Source organism: Streptomyces sp. NPDC039736 (genome assembly GCF_055596485.1).
Genome location: NZ_JBVIUQ010000002.1, coordinates 689241 through 707055 on the forward strand (window position 1 = coordinate 689241; position 17815 = coordinate 707055).

The 17815-nt window shown below is 74.5% G+C and carries 17 protein-coding genes; 7 read left to right on the forward strand and 10 right to left on the reverse strand.

Features of this window, described 5'->3' with window-relative positions:
* Nucleotides 1-58 precede the first annotated feature (58 nt).
* Complete coding sequence (locus ACZ56L_RS08165) at nt 59-997, forward strand: SDR family NAD(P)-dependent oxidoreductase (RefSeq protein WP_468686850.1); 939 nt, start codon at nt 59-61, stop codon at nt 995-997.
* The gene (locus ACZ56L_RS08170) at nt 994-2043 is read left to right on the forward strand and encodes a Zn-dependent alcohol dehydrogenase (protein ID WP_468686853.1); all 1050 of its coding nucleotides are present in this window, start codon (nt 994-996) and stop codon (nt 2041-2043) included. Before ACZ56L_RS08165 ends, ACZ56L_RS08170 begins: the two co-directional genes overlap by 4 nt.
* Before the next feature lie 143 nt (nt 2044-2186).
* On the opposite strand, the gene ACZ56L_RS08175 is transcribed toward ACZ56L_RS08170, so the two are convergent.
* Entirely contained in the window at nt 2187-3185 is a 999-nt protein-coding gene (locus tag ACZ56L_RS08175) for a GlxA family transcriptional regulator (protein ID WP_345221811.1), read from the reverse strand.
* 16 nt (nt 3186-3201) lie between these two features.
* Here ACZ56L_RS08175 and ACZ56L_RS08180 point away from each other — a divergent pair, with 16 nt between their 5' ends.
* Nucleotides 3202-4602 (forward strand): MFS transporter, encoded by a 1401-nt coding sequence (locus ACZ56L_RS08180; protein ID WP_468686858.1) that lies wholly within the window; start codon nt 3202-3204, stop codon nt 4600-4602.
* 18 nt (nt 4603-4620) lie between these two features.
* Here the strand turns inward: ACZ56L_RS08180 and ACZ56L_RS08185 are convergent, their stop codons facing one another.
* From ACZ56L_RS08185 to ACZ56L_RS08215, 7 genes are all read right to left on the reverse strand, one after another.
* Nucleotides 4621-5241, reverse strand: a complete 621-nt coding sequence (locus tag ACZ56L_RS08185) for a flavin reductase family protein (RefSeq protein ID WP_468686862.1) — start codon at nt 5239-5241, stop codon at nt 4621-4623.
* A gap of 55 nt (nt 5242-5296) precedes the next feature.
* The gene (locus tag ACZ56L_RS08190) at nt 5297-6145 is read right to left on the reverse strand and encodes an enoyl-CoA hydratase/isomerase family protein (protein WP_468686866.1); all 849 of its coding nucleotides are present in this window, start codon (nt 6143-6145) and stop codon (nt 5297-5299) included.
* A gap of 298 nt (nt 6146-6443) precedes the next feature.
* Entirely contained in the window at nt 6444-8747 is a 2304-nt protein-coding gene (locus tag ACZ56L_RS08195; protein ID WP_471062551.1) for an acetate--CoA ligase family protein, read from the reverse strand.
* A gap of 303 nt (nt 8748-9050) precedes the next feature.
* Complete coding sequence (locus ACZ56L_RS08200) at nt 9051-9713, reverse strand: DinB family protein (RefSeq protein ID WP_471062553.1); 663 nt, start codon at nt 9711-9713, stop codon at nt 9051-9053.
* Between the two features lie 152 nt (nt 9714-9865).
* Nucleotides 9866-10687, reverse strand: a complete 822-nt coding sequence (locus tag ACZ56L_RS08205) for an NmrA family NAD(P)-binding protein (RefSeq protein WP_471062555.1) — start codon at nt 10685-10687, stop codon at nt 9866-9868.
* Nucleotides 10688-10835: 148 nt separating this feature from the next.
* On the reverse strand, nt 10836-12029 hold the full coding sequence (locus ACZ56L_RS08210; protein ID WP_471062557.1) for a flavin-containing monooxygenase: 1194 nt from the start codon (nt 12027-12029) through the stop codon (nt 10836-10838).
* A gap of 182 nt (nt 12030-12211) precedes the next feature.
* The gene (locus ACZ56L_RS08215; RefSeq protein WP_471062559.1) at nt 12212-12823 is read right to left on the reverse strand and encodes a dihydrofolate reductase family protein; all 612 of its coding nucleotides are present in this window, start codon (nt 12821-12823) and stop codon (nt 12212-12214) included.
* A gap of 174 nt (nt 12824-12997) precedes the next feature.
* Here ACZ56L_RS08215 and ACZ56L_RS08220 point away from each other — a divergent pair, with 174 nt between their 5' ends.
* Both ACZ56L_RS08220 and ACZ56L_RS08225 read left to right on the forward strand, forming a co-directional pair.
* A complete protein-coding gene (locus tag ACZ56L_RS08220; protein WP_345221829.1) occupies nt 12998-13447 on the forward strand; it encodes a DoxX family protein in 450 nt (149 codons plus the stop codon).
* A complete protein-coding gene (locus ACZ56L_RS08225; protein WP_345221831.1) occupies nt 13447-13884 on the forward strand; it encodes a Zn-ribbon domain-containing OB-fold protein in 438 nt (145 codons plus the stop codon). Before ACZ56L_RS08220 ends, ACZ56L_RS08225 begins: the two co-directional genes overlap by 1 nt.
* Before the next feature lie 14 nt (nt 13885-13898).
* Here the strand turns inward: ACZ56L_RS08225 and ACZ56L_RS08230 are convergent, their stop codons facing one another.
* Nucleotides 13899-14576 carry a pyridoxine/pyridoxamine 5'-phosphate oxidase gene (locus ACZ56L_RS08230; protein ID WP_471062561.1) on the reverse strand — a complete coding sequence of 226 codons (678 nt, stop codon included), beginning with the start codon at nt 14574-14576 and terminating at the stop codon, nt 13899-13901.
* A 94-nt stretch (nt 14577-14670) separates the two neighbouring features.
* Nucleotides 14671-15861 (reverse strand): thiolase C-terminal domain-containing protein, encoded by a 1191-nt coding sequence (locus ACZ56L_RS08235; RefSeq protein WP_471062563.1) that lies wholly within the window; start codon nt 15859-15861, stop codon nt 14671-14673.
* 130 nt (nt 15862-15991) lie between these two features.
* Between ACZ56L_RS08235 and ACZ56L_RS08240 the strand changes: the two genes are divergently transcribed.
* Nucleotides 15992-17110 (forward strand): acyl-CoA dehydrogenase family protein, encoded by a 1119-nt coding sequence (locus ACZ56L_RS08240; protein WP_471062565.1) that lies wholly within the window; start codon nt 15992-15994, stop codon nt 17108-17110.
* Nucleotides 17110-17685 carry a nitroreductase family deazaflavin-dependent oxidoreductase gene (locus ACZ56L_RS08245; protein WP_468686898.1) on the forward strand — a complete coding sequence of 192 codons (576 nt, stop codon included), beginning with the start codon at nt 17110-17112 and terminating at the stop codon, nt 17683-17685. The genes ACZ56L_RS08240 and ACZ56L_RS08245 overlap by 1 nt, the downstream gene beginning before the upstream one ends.
* Nucleotides 17686-17815: the final 130 nt, after the last annotated feature.

Genomic DNA, 17815 nt, shown 5'->3' on the forward strand with positions numbered 1-17815 from the left:
GGCGTCGTACCGGTCCTAAAATCTAACGGTCCGTCAGAAACCTTGGGAAGGCGTGGTGATGGGGAACTTCTTGGCCGGCAAGGTCATAGCGGTGACCGGAGCGGGGCGCGGGATCGGGCGGGCGGTGGCGCTGGCGTGCGCGGCCGAGGGCGCGCGGGTGGTCGTCAACGACTACGGCGTCTCCGTGGCGGGCGCGGAGCCGACGAGCGAGGTCGCGGCGGCGGTGGTCAAGGAGATCGAGGCGGCGGGCGGGGAGGCGGTCGCCGTCGCGGACGACATCTCCACCATGGCGGGCGGGCAGCGGGTGGTGGACACCGCGCTGGCCCGGTACGGACGTGTCGACGGCGTCGTCTGCGTCGCCGGAATCCTGCGCGAGCGGATGCTCTTCAACATGTCGGAGGCGGAGTGGGACCCCGTCGTCGCCACCCACCTGAAAGGCACCTTCACCCTCTTCCGGGCCGCCTCCGCCGTGATGCGCACCCAGGGCTCGGGCGCCCTCGTCGGCTTCACCAGCGGCAACCACCAGGGCAGCGTCTCCCAGGCCAACTACAGCGCGGCCAAGGGCGGCATCATCTCGCTGGTGCGCAGCGCGGCGCTCGGCCTGCACCGGTACGGGGTGACGGCGAACGCGGTCGCGCCCGTGGCCCGTACCCGCATGTCCGCGAACGTGCCCATGGAACTGAAGGAGATCGGCGAGCCCGAGGACGTGGCGGCACTCGTCGTCTACCTCCTCTCCGAACGGGCCCGCGCCGAGGGCATCACCGGGCAGGTCTACACGGTCGCCGGGCCCAAGATCGCGGTGTGGGCGCAGCCCCGCGAGCTGCGTGCGGGCTACGCGGCCGCGGGCTCCTGGACGCCGGAGTCGATCGCGGACTTCCTGCCCGGGACGGTGGGCACGGACCCGATGCCGATGCTGGCGCAGTTGGCGGCGATGCGCGAGGCGGCGGCGAAGAAGGAACGGCCGCAGGCGGCGGGCGGCGAAGGGGCAACACGATGAGGGCGGTCGTCTTCGACGGCGAACGGGCCGAAGTGGTGGACGACCTGGAGATCCGGGACCCGGGCCCCGGCGAGGTGCTGGTCGGGATCCGGGCGGCGGGCCTGTGCCACAGCGACCTCTCGGTGATCGACGGGACCATTCCGTTCCCGGTGCCGGTGGTGCTCGGCCACGAGGGCGCGGGGGTGGTGGAGGCGGTCGGCGCGGGCGTCACGCACGTCGCCCCCGGCGACCACGTCGCGCTCTCCACGCTCGCGGGCTGCGGGGTGTGCGGGGAGTGCGACCGGGGGCGGCCGACGATGTGCCGCAAGGCGATCGGGCTGCCGGGGCAGCCGTTCTCGCGGGGCGGGCGCCCGCTGTACCAGTTCGCCGCCAACTCCGCCTTCGCCGAGCGGACCTTGGTGAAGGCGGTCCAGGCGATCAGGATTCCGGCCGACATTCCGCTGACCTCCGCCGCGCTGATGGGCTGCGGCGTGGTGACGGGGGTGGGCGCGGTCCTCAACCGGGCGCGGGTGGCGCTCGGGGACACGGTCGTGGTCATCGGCACCGGCGGCATCGGCCTGAACGTCATCCAGGGCGCGCGCGTCGCGGGCGCGTCGCGCATCGTCGCGGTCGACACCAACCCGGCGAAGGAGACCTCCGCCCGCCTCTTCGGCGCGACGGAGTTCCTGACGTCGACGGACGCGGTGCGCGACGTGCTGCCGACGGGCGCGGACCACGTCTTCGAGTGCGTCGGCCGGACGTCCTTGGTGCGCAGCGCGATCGACCTCCTGGACCGGCACGGTCAGGCGGTCCTGCTCGGCATGACCGCGCCGACCGACGAGGCGACCTTCCTGCCCGCCGCGATGTTCCTCGACAAGTCCATTCTGGGCTGCCGGTACGGGTCCTCGCGGCCGCAGCGCGACATTCCGCGGTACGCGGAGCTGTACCGCCAGGGGCGGCTGCTGCTGGACGAGTTGGTGACCGCGACCTACCCGGTGGAGGACTTCGCGAAGGCGGCGGCGGACGCCGGGCGGGGGAGGGTGGCGCGCGGGGTGCTGACGTTCTGAACGGGCGGGAGGGGGCCCGGGGAGGGGGGAGCCGGGGTCGTGTGCGGGACGTCGTACGCCAGGGGGCGGGCGTTTCGCCCCGTGCGGGACGTCGCGCCCAGGGGTCAGGCGTTTCGCCCCGTGCGGGACGTCGCGCCCAGGGGTCAGGCGCTTCGCCCCGTGCGGAAGGTGCGCCGGTAGACCGTCGGTGAGACACCCAGCGCCGCCTGCACGTGCCCCCGCATCGACTGCGCCGTCCCGAAACCCGCCTCCCTGGCCACCCCCTCCATCGACAGGTCGCTGGACTCCAGCAGGTGCCGCGCCCGCTCCACCCGCTGCTGCGCCAGCCACTGCCCCGGGCTCACCCCCACCTCCTCGCGGAACCGCCGCGTGAAGGTCCGTACCGACATGGCCTCCTGCTCGGCCATGTCCCGGAGCTGGATCGGCTCGTGCAGATGCCCCAGCGCCCACGCCCGGGCCGCCGTCGTGGTCGCCAACTGCGGTTCCGGCACCGGACGGCGGATGTACTGCGACTGGCCCCCGTCCCGGTGCGGCGGCACCACGCTGCGCCGTGCCACGTCGTTGGCGACGGCCGCCCCGAAGTCCCGGCGCACCATGTGCACGCACAGGTCGATGCCCGCCGCGACCCCTGCCGAGGTCAGCACGTCGCCGTCGTCGACGTACAGCACCTCGGGGTCGACCCGCACCGCCGGAAACAGCCGCTGGAAGTGCTCCGCCCAGTGCCAGTGCGTGGTCGCGGGCCGTCCGTCGAGGAGGCCGGCGGCGGCCAGGACGTACCCGCCGGTGCAGATCGACGCGAGCCGCGTCCCCGGGCGCACCTGGCGGAGGACCTCGGCCACCTCGTCGGGCAGCCGCCCCTCGCGGTACAGCAGGGCGGGTTCGTACGCGGCCGGGACCATCACCGTGTCCGCCCCGGCCAGCACTTCCGGGCCGTGTTCGACGTACAGCTTGAAGTCGGCCTGGGTGCCCAGCACTTGACCGGGCCCGGTGCCGAAGGTCACGACCTCGTACAGCGGCGATCCGCTCTCGTCGTAGGCCCGTCCGAAGATCCGGTGCGGGATGCCGAGCTCGAAGGGGATGACCCCGGGCAGGGCGAGGACGGCGACGCGGTGGCGCTTCGGGGTTTCGTCTGTCGCGGGCATGGCCCGATCGTAGCGAATGCTGTCCTCCGGGCCACTCGATCGCGGTGAGCGCCTCCCGGAAGCTGTTCCCGTGACCCAGACGACACCTCCGGTACGGCCCTCCGAGCCGCTCCCCACTGAGCCCATCCCGTCCCACGGGCCCCGTCGGCCCCGCGTCCACCGCGCCTGGTTCGTCGCGGCCGTCGCCTTCGTGACGATCATCGGCGCGGCCGGTTTCGCGTCCCTGCCGGGTCTGCTGATCGAACCGCTGCACCGCGACTTCGGCTGGTCCCGCGGCACGATCGGCTTCGCGGTCTCGGTCAATCTCGCGCTGTACGGGCTCACCGCGCCCTTCGCCGCGGCGCTGATGGACCGGTTCGGCATCCGGCGGGTGGTGGCCTGCGCCCTCACCGTCATCGCCGTCGGCGCGGCGCTCACCGTCACGATGACGGCGGCCTGGCAACTCGTCCTGTACTGGGGCGTGCTGGTCGGCCTGGGCAGCGGCTCGATGGCGCTGGCCTTCGCGGCGACCGTCACCAACCGGTGGTTCGTGGCCAGGCGCGGGCTGGTCACCGGCATCCTGACGGCCGCCGGGGCCTCCGGCCAGCTCGTCTTCCTGCCGCTGCTGGCGTGGATGGTGGACACCTACCGCTGGCAGCCCGCCTCGATCACCGTGGCGCTCGCGGCGCTGGCCGTGGTGCCGTTCGTCTGGCTGCTGCTGCGCGACCACCCGGCGGACGTGGGGCTCGCGCCGTACGGTGCGACGGAGGTCGTCCCGAAGCCGGTGCCGCAGCGCGGGGCCGCCCGGCGCGCGGTGACCGTCCTGCTCTCGGCGGCCCGCACCGGCCCCTTCTGGCTGCTCGCCGGCACCTTCGCGATCTGCGGGGCGTCCACGAACGGCCTGGTCAAGACCCACTTCGTACCGGCGGCGCACGACCACCACATGCCGATCCCGATGGCTGCCGGACTGCTCGCGGTGATCGGTGTCTTCGACGTGATCGGAACGATCGCCTCCGGCTGGTTCACCGACCGCTTCGAGGCCCGCCGCCTGCTCGCGGTCTACTACACGCTGCGCGGTGTCTCGCTGCTCTTCCTGCCCCTCCTGCTCGCCCCGTCCGTCCACCCGCCGATGGTGCTGTTCATCGTCTTCTACGGCCTGGACTGGGTGGCGACCGTGCCGCCGACGATCGCGCTGTGCCGCGAGTACTTCGGCGAGGACAGCGCGATCGTCTTCGGCTGGGTGCTGGCATCCCACCAGGTGGGAGCGGCGCTGGTGGCGTTCCTCGGCGGGGTCGCGCGCGACGTCTTCGGGTCGTACGACGTGGTCTGGTACGCGTCGGGGGCGCTCTGCGCGATGGCCGCGCTGATGGCGCTCGTCATCCGCAAGCGGCCGGCGGCGGGTCCGGGCGGCACGCCCGTGGCGGCGGGGACGGCGTGACGGGGCCGCGCCCGGCCGCTATCCGCTGAAGGTGCCGAACGCGCCCCGGTGGTAGAGCAGCGGGGCGCTCCCCGGGGCGTCCGGGGCGCTCGCGTCCAGCGCTTCGACGCGGCCGACGACGACCAGGTGGTCGCCGCCCGTGTGCACGGTCTGGATCGCGCAGTCGATCCAGGCCGGCGCCCCGGCCAGCCGGGGCGAGCCGGTCACGGGCGCGGCGTCGTACGCCACGCCCGCGAACTTGTCCGTGCCGCTGCGGGCGAAGGCACGGCACAGCTTGCCCTGGTGCGCGCCCAGGACGTTGACGCAGAAGACCCCGGCGCGGGCGATGCGGGGCCAGGTCGTCGACGTACGGGCCACCATGAAGACGACCAGCGGCGGGTCCAGCGACAGCGACGCGAAGGACTGGCAGGCGAATCCGGCGGGAGGACTGCCCGGTGACGTGACAACGGTGACGCCGCTCGCGAAGTTCCCCAGCACGCGACGGAATTCGGCCGGGTCCAGCGGAAGCCGTTCGTCCGGTCCGACGGCGCGCAGATCGGGGCGGGGCAGCGTGTGGACTGCCTGCGGCTCGGCGGCCGTGGCGGCGCCGACGGACCTGAGGTATCGGACGGCGGTGGCCGCCATCCCTGCGTGTCCCATCACCCTTCCATTGAAGCTGACGGGTCGTCAGATGGGAAGGCGTACGGGCCTGCGGTCACAGGCCCCGGTAGCGCGGGGTGCGGCGTTCGACGAAGCTGGCGACGCCCTCGTTGGCGTCGGCGGTGGTCATGTTGATCTCCTGGGCGGCGGCCTCGGCGGCCAGGGCGGCGGTGCGGTCGGAGTCGAGGGACGCGTTCACGAGCTGCTTGGTCAGGGCGATGGCCCGGGTGGGCCCGGCGGCGAGCCGCTCGGCCCAGGCGCGGGCGGTCTTCTCCAGCTCGCCGGCCGGCACGACCCGGTTGACCAGGCCCAGGCGCTCGGCGTCGGCGGCGGGCAGCGCGTCGCCGAAGAACATGAGCTCCTTGGCCCGCTGGGGGCCGATCAGCCGGGGCAGGAGATAGGCGCCGCCGCCGTCCGGGACGAGGCCGCGCCGGACGAACACCTCGATGAATTTTGCCTCTTCGGCCGCCACGACCAGGTCGCAGGCGAGCGCGAGGTGGGCCCCGATGCCCGCCGCGGTGCCGTTCACGGCGGCGATCACCGGTTTCTCGCAGTCGAGCACGGCCGTGATCAGGCGCTGCGCGCCGAGCCGGATCGTCCGGGCGACGTCGCCGGGGACACGGTCGTGCGCGGGGGCGGCCGGGCCGTTGCCCCGCAGGTCCGCGCCCGCGCAGAAGCCCTTGCCGGTGGCGGTGACGACGACCGCCCGGACGCCGGGGTCGGCGGAGGCCTCGCCGAGCAGGGCGATGACGCGTTCCCGCTGGTCCCGGGTGAGGGCGTTCAGGGCGGCGGGGCGGTTGAGGGTGATCCAGGAGACCGCGTTGTCAGTGGCGTGGAGTACCAATTGATCTACGGAGAGTGACGAACTGTCCGACGGGTCCGAGGACGAGGAGGGGGGCGTCATGGGTGCAGGGCTCCAGTTCGGGGGGCGGGGCGTGGCCAGGGGGGTGCGGGACGTGGTTTCCGAGGCGTCGGCGGCGCGGGGCTGGCCGGCGGCGGGTTGCCCGTCGGCGGCTCGCGGTCCGTCGGCGGTGGGCGGCTCGGTGGTGGGGTTCCCTCCGCCGACGGGGGGCCCGCCGCCGGTGGTAAGCCCGTCGACGGCAGCGGGCTCGTCGGTGGCGGGCTGCCGGTCGCCGGCGCGCGGCCCGTCAAGGGCGGGGGGCCCGTCGGCTGCGGGCGACCCGTCGCCGGCACGTCGTCCGTCAGCGGCAGACGGCCAGTGCGTCGAGAGCCACGGCGCCCTGTCCCCGGGGGAGGACCATCAGCGGGTTGATGTCCAGCTCGCTGAGCTCGTCGCCGAGTTCCAGGGCCATCCGCTGGACGCGGAGGATCACCTCGACGAGCGCGTCCACGTCCGCCGGGGGCGCCCCCCGGACCCCGGCCAGCAGGGCGTGCCCCCGCAGTTCGCCGAGCATCGCGCGCGCGTCCGGCTCCCCGAAGGGCGGCACGCGCACGGCGGCGTCCCCGAGGACCTCCACGAGCACGCCGCCGAGGCCGACCGTGACCGTGGGGCCGAAGAGCGCGTCGCGGCCCGCGCCGACGACCATCTCCACGCCCCGCGCGACCATCTGGCAGACCAGGATGCCGTCCAGCGGGACGTTCTCGTACGCGGCGATGTCGGTCAGCTCCCGGTAGGCGTCCCGGACCTGGCTGGCCGAGGTCAGCCCGACCTTCACCAGGCCGAGTTCGGTCTTGTGGGCGAGCTGCGGTCCGGAGGCCTTCATCACGACGGGGTAGCCGACCTGCGCGGCCGAGCGCACCGCCGCCGCCGCGCTGGTCACGAGCTGCTCGCGCGGTACGCGGATGCCGTACGCCCGCAGCAACTGCTTCGCCGCGTGCTCGCTGAGCTGCTGGCCCGGGCGCATCAGTGCCTGCGCCTTGCGGAACGAGGGCGACGGGGTGCGCGGCGCCTCGTCGAAGGGGGAGCGGTAGGAGGCCGTGAAGCGGTGGTGGCCGAGGTAGGCGCGGACGGCGGTGATGCAGTTGCCGAAGGTGCGGAAGGTGGCCAGCCGGGAGGACCCGAGCAGGGTCTCGCGGTAGGCGGCCTCGGTGCCCACCGGCGACCCCCACACCACGCACACCAGCTTGTCCGTCGCCTCGGCGGCGTCCACCAGGTCCTGGGCGAGCCTGTCGCTCATGGGCGGGAAGGGCCCGGTGATCGGGCAGATGAGCACGCCGACCGAGGGGTCGGCGAGAATCGCGTCGATGATCTTCCGGCCGCGCTCGTCGCCGACCGGATGGCCTCCGTTGTCGACGGGGTTGGCGACGTTCAGGTACTCGGGTATCCAGGTGTGCAGCTCCGCCTGCTTGGCGTCGCTCAGCGTCGGCAGGCCGAGCCCCGCCGCCGTCGCCAGGTCCGCGAAGTGCGCGCCCGTTCCGCCCGAGATCGAATACACGACGACGCCGTCGGCCCGGGGCCTGCGGGCGCGCGCCAGCAGGGCGGCGGTGTCCTGGAGCTCGTCGAGCCCGTCCACCCGGATCACGCCGAACTGCCGCATCGCCGCGTCCACCACGTCGTCGGCGCCGGTCAGCTTCCCGGTGTGGGAGGCGGCGGTACGCGCCCCGGTCTCGGTGCGGCCGACCTTGACGGCGACCACGGGCACGCCGGCGCGGGCGGCGCGGTCGGCGGCGAGGAGGAAGGAGCGGCCGTCCTTCAGCCCCTCGATGTAGGCGGCGATCGCGCCGACCTCGGGTCGCGTGGAGAAGTAGGAGATGAAGTCGGCGGTCTCCAGGTCGGCCTCGTTGCCGGTGGGGGCCCAGTGGGAGAGCCGTACCCCGATCTGCTGGAGGGAGAAGACAGGGCGGCCCTGGTGGCCGGACTGGGTGATGAGGGCGATGGCGGGGCCTTCCAGGTCGTCCCGGAACTCCTCGAAGGCGTTGAGGTTGGTGTTGGGACCGAGCAGGCGCAGCCCCGACTCGGTGGCGGCGACGGCGGCGGCCAGGCGGGCCTGGGCGGCGGCCCCGTCCGCACCGGTCTCGGCGAAACCGGAGGCGAAGGCGACGGCGAACCTGACCTTGGCGTCGGCCAGTTGATCAATGAGCGGAAGGGGGTCCCGTACGAGGAGCACAGCGAGATCGACCTGCTCGGGCAGATCGGCGACGGAGGGCACACAGGGCAGCCCGAACACCGACTCCCGGCTCGGGTGCACGGGGTGCAGGCGGGCCCCCACGCGCCCGGCCCAGGCCAGGAGCTGACGGGTGATGCCGGTGTGGGGCCGGCCCTCGGTGTCGGAGGCGCCGACGACGGCGACGGACTCGGGGCGGAAGAACCGGTCCAGGTCCGGGACCGGGGCGTACAGCGGGCGCCCGCTGACGTCCAGGTCGGCGGCGGTGGCGGCAGCGGCTCCGCAGGCGGCGACGGCGGCGTCGACCGGGGCGGACGCGCCCGGGGCCCTGGTCGCGGCGGCGGTCGTGCCGTGGACGGAGGCGGACCGGGCGTCGTCCCCGCAGGCGACGACGCGGGCGCGGAGACCGGAGGTGAGGGTGCCGTGTGTTGATCCAAGCATCGCTGAGCCCGCTCCTGCTCGTTGTTCGGAGACCGGAATGGCAGTTCACTGACGCTGTGTCAGATTACTGAATTGACGGTCCGTCAGGAACAGGGCGGGAGAGGTCGGTTCACTTGGCGGCGCGGAACGAGGAGGGGGGGCGTGCGGACCGATGTGCGGGCGGGGGCGCGGACGGATGCGTGGACGGGGGTGCGGGACGGTGCACGGACGGATGCGCGGGCCGGTGCCGGGCAGCGCGGAGCCGGCGCCGGTCGGCAGCTCTCGGCTGCACGTCCGCGGCACCGGCCGGGAGCCGGGGCCGGCCTAGGCGCGCTGGCGGGAGGAGGTGCGGGAGACGGTACGGGAAGAGGTGCGGGACGACGCGGGCCGGGCGAGGCCGTTCGGGGCGGCGGGCCCCGACGGGTGCGGGATGTCGCTCGGCCGGTTTCCGCCCCGGGCGGGAAGCCGGCCGGGCAGGAGGCCGCGCAGCAGCGCGATCTGGCCGACGTGGGCGAGGGAGTCGGTGAGGAGCCCCTGGAGGCGTTCCTGCACGGTGTGGTCGTCGCGCAGGGTGGGGCTGGTCACGACGCGGGCCGGATCACCGGCGGGGGCGTCCGCGAGGTAGCGCTCGGCGCGGTCGTGCACGGCGGCCTGGTAGGCGAGGAGGTCCGCGGCCCCGGGGGCGCGGAAGGCGGCCGCCTGCGCGGGCGAGTGCCCGTGGCCGGTGTCGCGGGCGTCGGCGGGGAGGTGGAAGTGGTCCGCCCAGCCGTCGGTCAGCCAGAGCTGCTCGGCCGCCATGACCTCGGACAGGTCCCGGTCCTGTGCACGGGCCACGTGCCAGACCAGCCAGCCGATGGGGTTGGCGCCGGGGGAGGGGGCCCACAGGAGGGCCGCGTCGTCGAGGCCGTCGACGGACCGGACCAGCTCGGCCCGGAGGCGTCGGAAGAGCCCCAGGGACAAGTCCTGCCACCCAGTTTCAGCGGTCACTTGCGGCCCCTCTCGCGTTGCCGGACAACACCGTGCGGAGATCATGCCCCACGGTCCGGGCGGGCGCACCGGTTGGGACCGGCCTGTTTTTCCCGCCGCCGGACCGGCAACTCGACCGGCGAGCAGACGTGTTGCGGCGGAGGCGGGACCTCTCAGGGGCGGAAGTCCGCCGCGTGCTCCGCGGCCCAGTCCGCGAAGGAGCGGGGCGGCCGGCCCAGCACGTCCTGGACGGCGGTGGTCGTGCGGGCCACGGATTCCGGCACGGTGGCCCACATGCGGAGCATGAACTCGATGCCCTCCTCCGGCCAGCCCTCCGCACGCCACTGCGCCCGCGCCTCGTCGTCGGTCAGCTCCGTGAAGCGCAGGTCCTGGCCGGTGGCGGCGGCGATGGCCGCCACCTTGTCGGCGGGGGTGAGGGCTTCCGGACCCGTCACGACCAGCCGCTGACCGGCGTGACCGCCGCCGGTCAGGATCGCCGCGACGACCTCGGCGACATCGCGCTCGTCGGCGGACGCGGTGCGGCGCGCGGCGTACGGCTCGCGGACCTCGCCCTCCGCGCGGATCACGTCCGCCCAGCCCAGGGCGTTGGACATGAAGTCGATCGGCCAGACGAAGGTCCACTCCAGGGGGCTCGCCCGCACCGCCTTGCCCCAGGCGCCGTCACCGGCCGCCAGGACCGTCAGTCGCCGCACACCCGCCCCGGCGGCGAGGTCCAGGATCTCCACCCCGGTGGTGAGGGGCGTGTGGTCGTGCCCGGTGGCCCCGAGGAGGTGCAGGGCGGTGACCCCGTCGAGGGCGGCGGCCAGGGTGTCCGGCCGGGTGAGGTCGCCCTCCGCCACCTCGACGCCGTCGGGGAGGCCGGCCGCGTCGGCCGGATCGCGCGTCAGGGCCCGTACCGTACGACCGTCCTCGTGCAGCCGCCCGACCACGAGCCGCCCGAGGTTCCCCGTCGCACCCGTCACCAGAATCGTCATGCCGCTCCTCGTCTCGCGCCGGCCGCCGTACGGCGGGCACGCGGTCCGCCGTACGACCGAGGGTAGGTGTCAAGTGGGCCGCCGGGCAGCCCGGTTGGGGAACAGGACCAACAGGCGTCCGTCCCGCGCCGGAGCCGGGGGCCGCGCTTCAGCGGCGCTTCGCCGGGCGGGCGAGGGCGCGGGCGATGCGTTCCGCGTCGAGGGCCATTTCGCGGAACATGCCCGAGATGGGGTTCGTGAAGCCCGTGAAGTGCAGGGCCGGCGCCTCGGGGGACGTACGCGCGCCGTGGACGGTGGGGCGGCCGTCGGCGTCCAGTACGCCGAGGTGGCCGACCAGGGGCTCCAGGGCGCGGCGGTAGCCGGTCGCGGCGATGATCGCGTCCGGCGCCAGACGCGTGCCGTCGGCGAGCACCGCGTCGCCCGAGTCCTCGTCGAAGGAGTCGAGCGCGGCGACCGGTTCGACCCGTCCGGCGCGGACCGCGGCGACCAGGCCGACGTCCTGGACGGGTATCGCGCCCTGTTTCACGCGGGAGTACAGGCCGTGGGACGGGCGCGGCAGGCCCTGTGCGGAGAGGTCCGGGACGGAGACGCGGCAGACCAGGTCGCCCGCCCTGTCGACCAGCGGCACGGGAAGCCTGCGCACCAGGATGCCCGTGCGCTGGGCGGGCCAGCCCGCGGTGGAGCGGCGCACGATGTACGGCGGCGTGCGCACCGCGAGGCGTACCCGCGAGGCGCCGCCGTCGGCGAGGTCGGCGGCGATCTCGGCACCGGTGTTGCCGACGCCGACGACCAGCACGTCCCGGTCCCGGTAGGGGGCCGGGTTGCGGTAGGCGGAGGCGTGCAGGAGTTCGCCCCGGTACGCGGACGAGTGCGGCCAGTCGGGGAGGTTCGGGGTGTGGTTGTGGCCGGTGGCGACCACCACCGCCGAGCCGGTCAGCTCGCGGCCGCCGCTGGCGTGCAGCAGCCAGGCGGTCTCGCCGGGATTGCGCTCGGCGCGCTCGATCCGGTGGACCTCGACGCCGGTGACGATCTCCAGCTCGTGGTGCTCGACGTACTTCTCCAGGTACCGGACGACGTCGTCCCGCGACACCCAGCGGCCGAAGGAGCGCGGCATCCGCAGGCCCGGGAGGCTTGAGAGGGCGCGGGTGGTGTGCAGGTGGAGGCGGTCGTAGTGGGCCCGCCAGGAGGCCCCGACCCGGTCGGACCTCTCCAGGACGACGGCCCGTACGCCGCGGGTGCGCAGGGCCGCCGCGGCGGCGAGTCCGCCGGGGCCGCCGCCGATGACGTAGACCGGGCGGTCGTTGGTCGTGGCGATGCCGCGAGTGGGGTCGGTGGGGGGCATGGGGCGTGAGCGTAGTGGCGGGGACGGGGTCGCCGGGTCTCGGTCACGTGGGGGATCGGGTTGCGAATTGATCACGCGGGGCGCTTCGTCGGGAAAACGGGGGCGACTTGGGCCGCCGCACCCGGCACGGGGCCGCTTCCCGATCCGGTACGGGGCCGCTTCCGGAAGCGGTCGCGACAGCCTCAGGGACGGTGGTAGCGCAGGGCGACGGCGCCGGTGGCGGGGACGGTGGTGGCGTGGGAGAGCCGCCAGGCCGAGGAGAGGCCGTCGGGCAGCAGGCGGACTCCGTGACCGAGGGTCCTCGGGAGCACGGTCATGCAGAGTTCGTCGACCAGGTCGGCCCTGAGGAGCGCCTTGATGACGCTCGCGCTGTTCAGGACGAGGATGTCGCGGCCCGGCCCGGCCTTGAGGGAGCGCACCTCGGCTTCGAGGTCGCGGCAAACCCGGGCGTTGGTCCACGGCGACTCGTCGAGATCGGACTGCCGCAGAGTCGTGGAGACGACCACCTTGTCGACGACGGCGAGCCAGTTGCCGAGATCACGGGCCCTGGACGAACTGGCCGGATCGCTGACCAGGCCGGGCCATACGGAGGTGAAGCCCTCCCAGTTGACGCGGCCGACGACCGCCGTGCTCACGCCGCGCCAGATCCCCTCGTACATGATCTCGCTCTGCTCGCTGGTGATGTGCTCCATGGCCCAGCCCATGTCGTCGTCGGGGCCGGTGCCGGTGTATCCGTCCATCGAGACGACGGCGTCGGCGACGACCTTGCGGTGCGGTCCGGTGCGCGCGGGCATGGGGGGTCCTTTCCGTTCTGACGGTCGGCCTTCGTCGAACAGGACTCCTGCCGCCTCCGGAACACATCGCCGGTACGGGGTGGAGCGAGGGAAGACGGTACCGGCTCTTGCGGAGCGGGCGTCCGTCCGGTGAACTGACGGACCGTCAGGAATGGTCCCGGGGAAGGGGTTCACGTGGAGTCCATCTGGCTCACCGGCGCCGAATGGCTCGCCGTTCTCCGCATCGGTCTCGGCCTCTGGTGGCTGGAGAGCTGGCGGCACAAGGACAAGAAGGGCTGGTTCGAGCGCGGCACCGGCATCGCCTGGGCCGCCGACGTCGCGGGCAAGCACAGGTGGCCCGTCGTGAAGCGGGGGTTCGAGCGGGTCGTCGCCCCTCGCCCCAAGGTGATGGCGTACGTCGTCGTGTACGCCGAACTCGCCCTGGGTCTGGGGCTCGTGGCCGGTTTCCTCACTCCGGTCGCGCTCGTCTGCGGGCTCCTGCTCAACCTCCTCTACCTCGTCCTGATGATCCACGACTGGGCCGAACAGGGGCAGAACGCCATGATGGCGCTCATCTCCCTCGTCGCCCTCCTCGCCGTCTCCTGGCAGACCTGGTCCCTCGACCACGCGATCGGACTCCTCTGATGACCACCCGCGCGAGCACGCCCGTGCCGTCCCCCGCCGATCCCGGCGTCGACGCCTTCACCCGCCCCTACTGGCAGGCCGCCGCCGAGGGCCGGCTGCTCGTCCGCCGCTGCGCCGCGTGCACCCGCCCGCACCACTACCCGCGCGAGTTCTGTCCGTACTGCTGGAGCGAGGACGTCCAGTGGGAGCGGGCCAGTGGCCGCGCCACCCTCTACACCTGGTCCGTCGTGCACCGCAACGACCTCCCGCCCTTCGGCGAGCGCGTCCCGTACGTCGCCGCCGTCGTCGACCTCGCGGAGGGGCCCCGGATGATGACCGAGGTCGTGGACTGCGCGGAGTCCGCCCTGCGGATCGGGGCCGGCCTGGAGGTCGCCTTCCGGGTGCGGGGGGAGTACGCGGTGCCCGTGTTCCGGATGGCCGGGGAGGGCGGCGGGTAGGGCGGGCGCGTCGCTCAGGGCCACAGCAGGTCGCGCACCCAGCCGTCGTCCGACCTGCGGTACCGCAGTCGTACGTGCTGACGCCGTGCGTCGCCCTGGAAGAACTCGACCTCCCTGGGGACGAGCGCGTACAGCGTCCAGGTCGGCGCGGACAGGGTGGGGTCCGCCTCGGCGCGTGCCCAGGCCGACTCCGACGCCTCGGTCAACTCCGCCCGGGAGGCGAGGACTTCGCTCATCCGCCCGGTGAGGGCCGCGGCGAGCGCCCCGGTGGAGCGGGCGTGCAGGTCGGCCGTCGCGGCCTCCGGGGTGCCCGAGAGGACCGTCCCCTCGACGCGGACCTGGCGGGCCTGGACCGGCCAGTAGAAGGTGAGGGCGGCGTCGGGGCGGGCGGCCAGCTCACGGCCCTTGCGGCTCGTGCTGTGGGTGCCGAAGTGCCAGCCGTCCTCGTCCGCGTCGTGCAGGGTCAGGACCCGGGCGGAGGGGCGGCCGTCCGCGTCCGTCGTGGCCAGGGTCATGACGTGCGGCTCGGCCTGACCTGCCGCGGCGGCCTCGCGCAGCCAGGCGCGGAAGAGGGGGAGGGGAGCGGCGGGGGCGGCCGCCGGGTCGAGGGCGGGGAGGTCGACGCCGTCCCACACCCGGAGGGAGTGCAGGAGGTCGCGGAAGTCACGGGAGGCGGGGTCGTCGGTGGTCATGGGGCGATTGTGCCGGGTGCGGGGCGGCGGGCGCGGCTCGGTGGTGCCGGGGGTGCCGGGCGCGGGGGTGCGGGCGGGCGCGGTGCCGGGGCGGTCACCGTCCCAGGAGCACCGTGCCCGAGGAGCAGAACCAGCCGCCCGTTCCCGAGGCCAGCGCCACTTCCGGCAGGCGGCCGCCCGCCTTGCGGACCTGGCCGTCCCCCGCCTCGCCCCGCAACTGGCGTACCGCCTCCACGAGCAGGAACAGACCCCGCATCCCCGGGTGGCAGGCCGAGAGCCCGCCGCCGTCCGTGTTGACCGGCAGCGCGCCGTCCCGCAGCAGGCGGCCCTTCTCCACGAACGGCCCGCCCTCCCCCTTCGCGCAGAAGCCCAGGTCCTCCAGCGTCACCAGGGTCATGTAGGTGAAGGCGTCGTAGATCTCCGCGAGGTCCACGTCGGCGGGGGACAGCCCGGCGTCCGCGTACGCCCGCCGGCCGCTCAGCGCCGCCGGGGACACCGTGAAGTCGTCCCACTCCGACATCGTCGTGTGCGAGACCGAGGCGCCCGTGCCCAGCACCCACACCGGCTCCTTCGCCATGTCCGGTACGTGGTCCTCCGCCACCAGCAGCACCGCGCAGCCCCCGTCGCTGCGCAGGCAGCAGTGCAGCTTGGTGAAGGGGTCGGCGATCATCGGGCCCGACAGCACCTCGTCCACCGTCAGCGGGTCGCGGAACATCGCGTCCGGGTTCGTCGCCGCGTTCGCCCGCGCCTGCACCGCCACCTCGGCGAGCTGCTCCAGGGTCGTCCCGTACTCGTGCATGTGGCGACGGGCGGCCATCGCGTACTTCGCGACCAGCGTGTGCCCGTACGGCGCCTCGAACTGCAACGGGCCCCGGGCGCCGAACGAGAGGTTCGAGGTGCGCCGGCCCGCCTTGAGGTCGGCGCGCGCCGTCGAACCGTAGACGAGGAGTACGGCACCGGCGTGACCCGCGGAAATGGCGTCGACGGCGTGTGCGGCCATGACTTCCCACGTCGCGCCGCCCACCGACGTCGAGTCCACCCAGCGCGGGCGCAGGCCCAGGTACTCGGCGACCTCGACCGGCGCGAGCGTGCCGAGTCCGGCCGAGGCGAACCCGTCGATCACCGTGCGGTCCAGGCCCGCGTCCGCGAGCGCCCGGCGGGCCGCCTGGGCGTGCAGCGCGTAGGGGGTGGCGTCGTCCACCCGGCCGCAGTCGGCGAGCGCGACACCGGCGACAGCGACCTTGCGAGTCCCGGCCCGGGGGGTCCTTCGAGGCGTGGATGACATGAAACTGACGGTACATCAGATCAGCAAGTTCGCATCGGAGCAGGCCGATTGGGGCGGCTTCGGCTATGGGCATCCGCGCGACCGCGCTCTAGCATGACGCCCCGTCAGATTCAGGGAAGGAGCACACCGGATGGATGCCGCCTTCACCGCGGAGCAGGACGCGATCCGCCGTACGCTGACCGAACTGCTCGTCACGGGGGGCCCGAGCGGCGAGGGGGTCGGCGGAGAGCGCCTCCGGGAACTCTGGCGGCAGCTCGCCGCGGGGCTGGAGCGGGTGCCGCTCGCCCCGCCGCTGCTCGCGACCGCCGTGCTGGCCGCACCGCTCGTCGCCGCCCTCGGCTCCGAGGAGCAGCGCGCCGCCCTCCTGCCGGACCTCGCGGCCGGTCGCAGCGGTGCCGCGCTCGCCGTCCCGGCCGGCGCGCTCTCCGTCGCACTCGGGCTGACGGGGGACAACGCGGGGGGCGGCTGGGCCGGAGGCGGCCGTTCCGGTGGCGTGCAGGCGCGGCGGGGCGAGCGGGGATGGGTGCTGTACGGGCAGGCCGAACAGGTGCTCGACGGGCACAGCGCCGACCTGCTCCTGGTGGCCGCGCACACCGGGGGCTTCGCCCGGGGGCGGGCACTGCTCTTTCTCGTACGGGCGAAGGACGCGGTCGGGCCGACGCGCGTACGGCGGACGGCGGCGGAGGGGGCACGCCCGCAGGGCACGCTGCAACTGCGCGACGCGGAGGCGGAGTTGCTGGGCAGCGGGGCGGGGGTCGCGCAGGCGCTCGGCGCGGTCGGGCGCAGCGCCGCCGCCGTTCTCGCGGTGGAGGCGGCCGGGGCCGCCGAACGGCTCCTGGGGCGGACCGCCGCCGGGGACGGCGGGCGGGCCCGGTTCGCCGAGGTGTACGCGGCGGTGCAGGCGGCGCGCTCGGCCGCGTACCGCACCGTCTGGCAGCCGGCTGACGCGGGCAACGCCCCGCTCGCCCTCGCGCAGGGGCTGGAGGCGCTCCGCACCGCCGCGACGGAGGCCATGCGGGGCGGCGACGGCGGGTCCGGCGAGGCGCGGGCGTGTTTCGCGAGGGCGGCGGGCGACGAACTGCTGTTCGGGCCGGTCGAGCGGCTGCGGGCGTGGGCGGTGGAGACGGCGGGGCTGTTCGGCCGTACCGGCGACGGCGGGGCGACGGAGGCAGGCGGGGCGGCCGGGGGTGCCAGGGAGGTCGGAACGACCGGGGCTGCCGGAACGGCCGGGGCGAAGGAGGCCGTGTGATGGCCGCGACCGACGAAGGGGTGTCCGGCGCGGGGCCCGGCGCGGGGCCCGGCAAGCGGTCGGGCAAGCGACTGGGCAAGCGGACCGGCCCGGCGGCGCGCGGGGCCTTCGGCACGAAGCTGGTCCAGAGAGTCTCCGCCACCCGTGCCTTCGCCCGCGTCGCCCCCCTCCTCATCCCCGCCGTGGACCGCGCCGTCCACCGGCTCAGCGGGGGCCGGACGATGCTGAGCACCCGGCTGCTCCCGGGGGTGGTCCTGCACGCCCGCGGTGCCAGGACCGGGCAGCCGCGGCACACCCCGCTGGCCTGCATGCCGGAGCCGGACCGGGGGACCTGGATCCTCATCGGGTCCAACTTCGGCCGTCCGGGGCACCCCGCCTGGACCGGCAACCTGCTGGCCCACCCGGAGGTGTCCGTGCACTGGCAGGGGCAGGAGGTGCCGGTGCGGGCCCGGCTGCTCGCGGGGGAGGAGCGGGCGGCCGCGTGGCAGGCGGTGCTGCGGTTCTGGCCGCCGTACGCGGCGTACCAGCAGCGGATCGAGCGGGAGATCCGGCTGTTCCGGATCGAGCGGCGCTGAACCCCGCCCGGACCGGCGCGCGGACACGCCGGCCGGCGCACGGACATGCCGACCCGTCCGCGGATACGCCGATGGCGGACCACATGCGTGGTCCGCCATCGGGTGACAGGACTTGGTGGGGGTTCGTCCG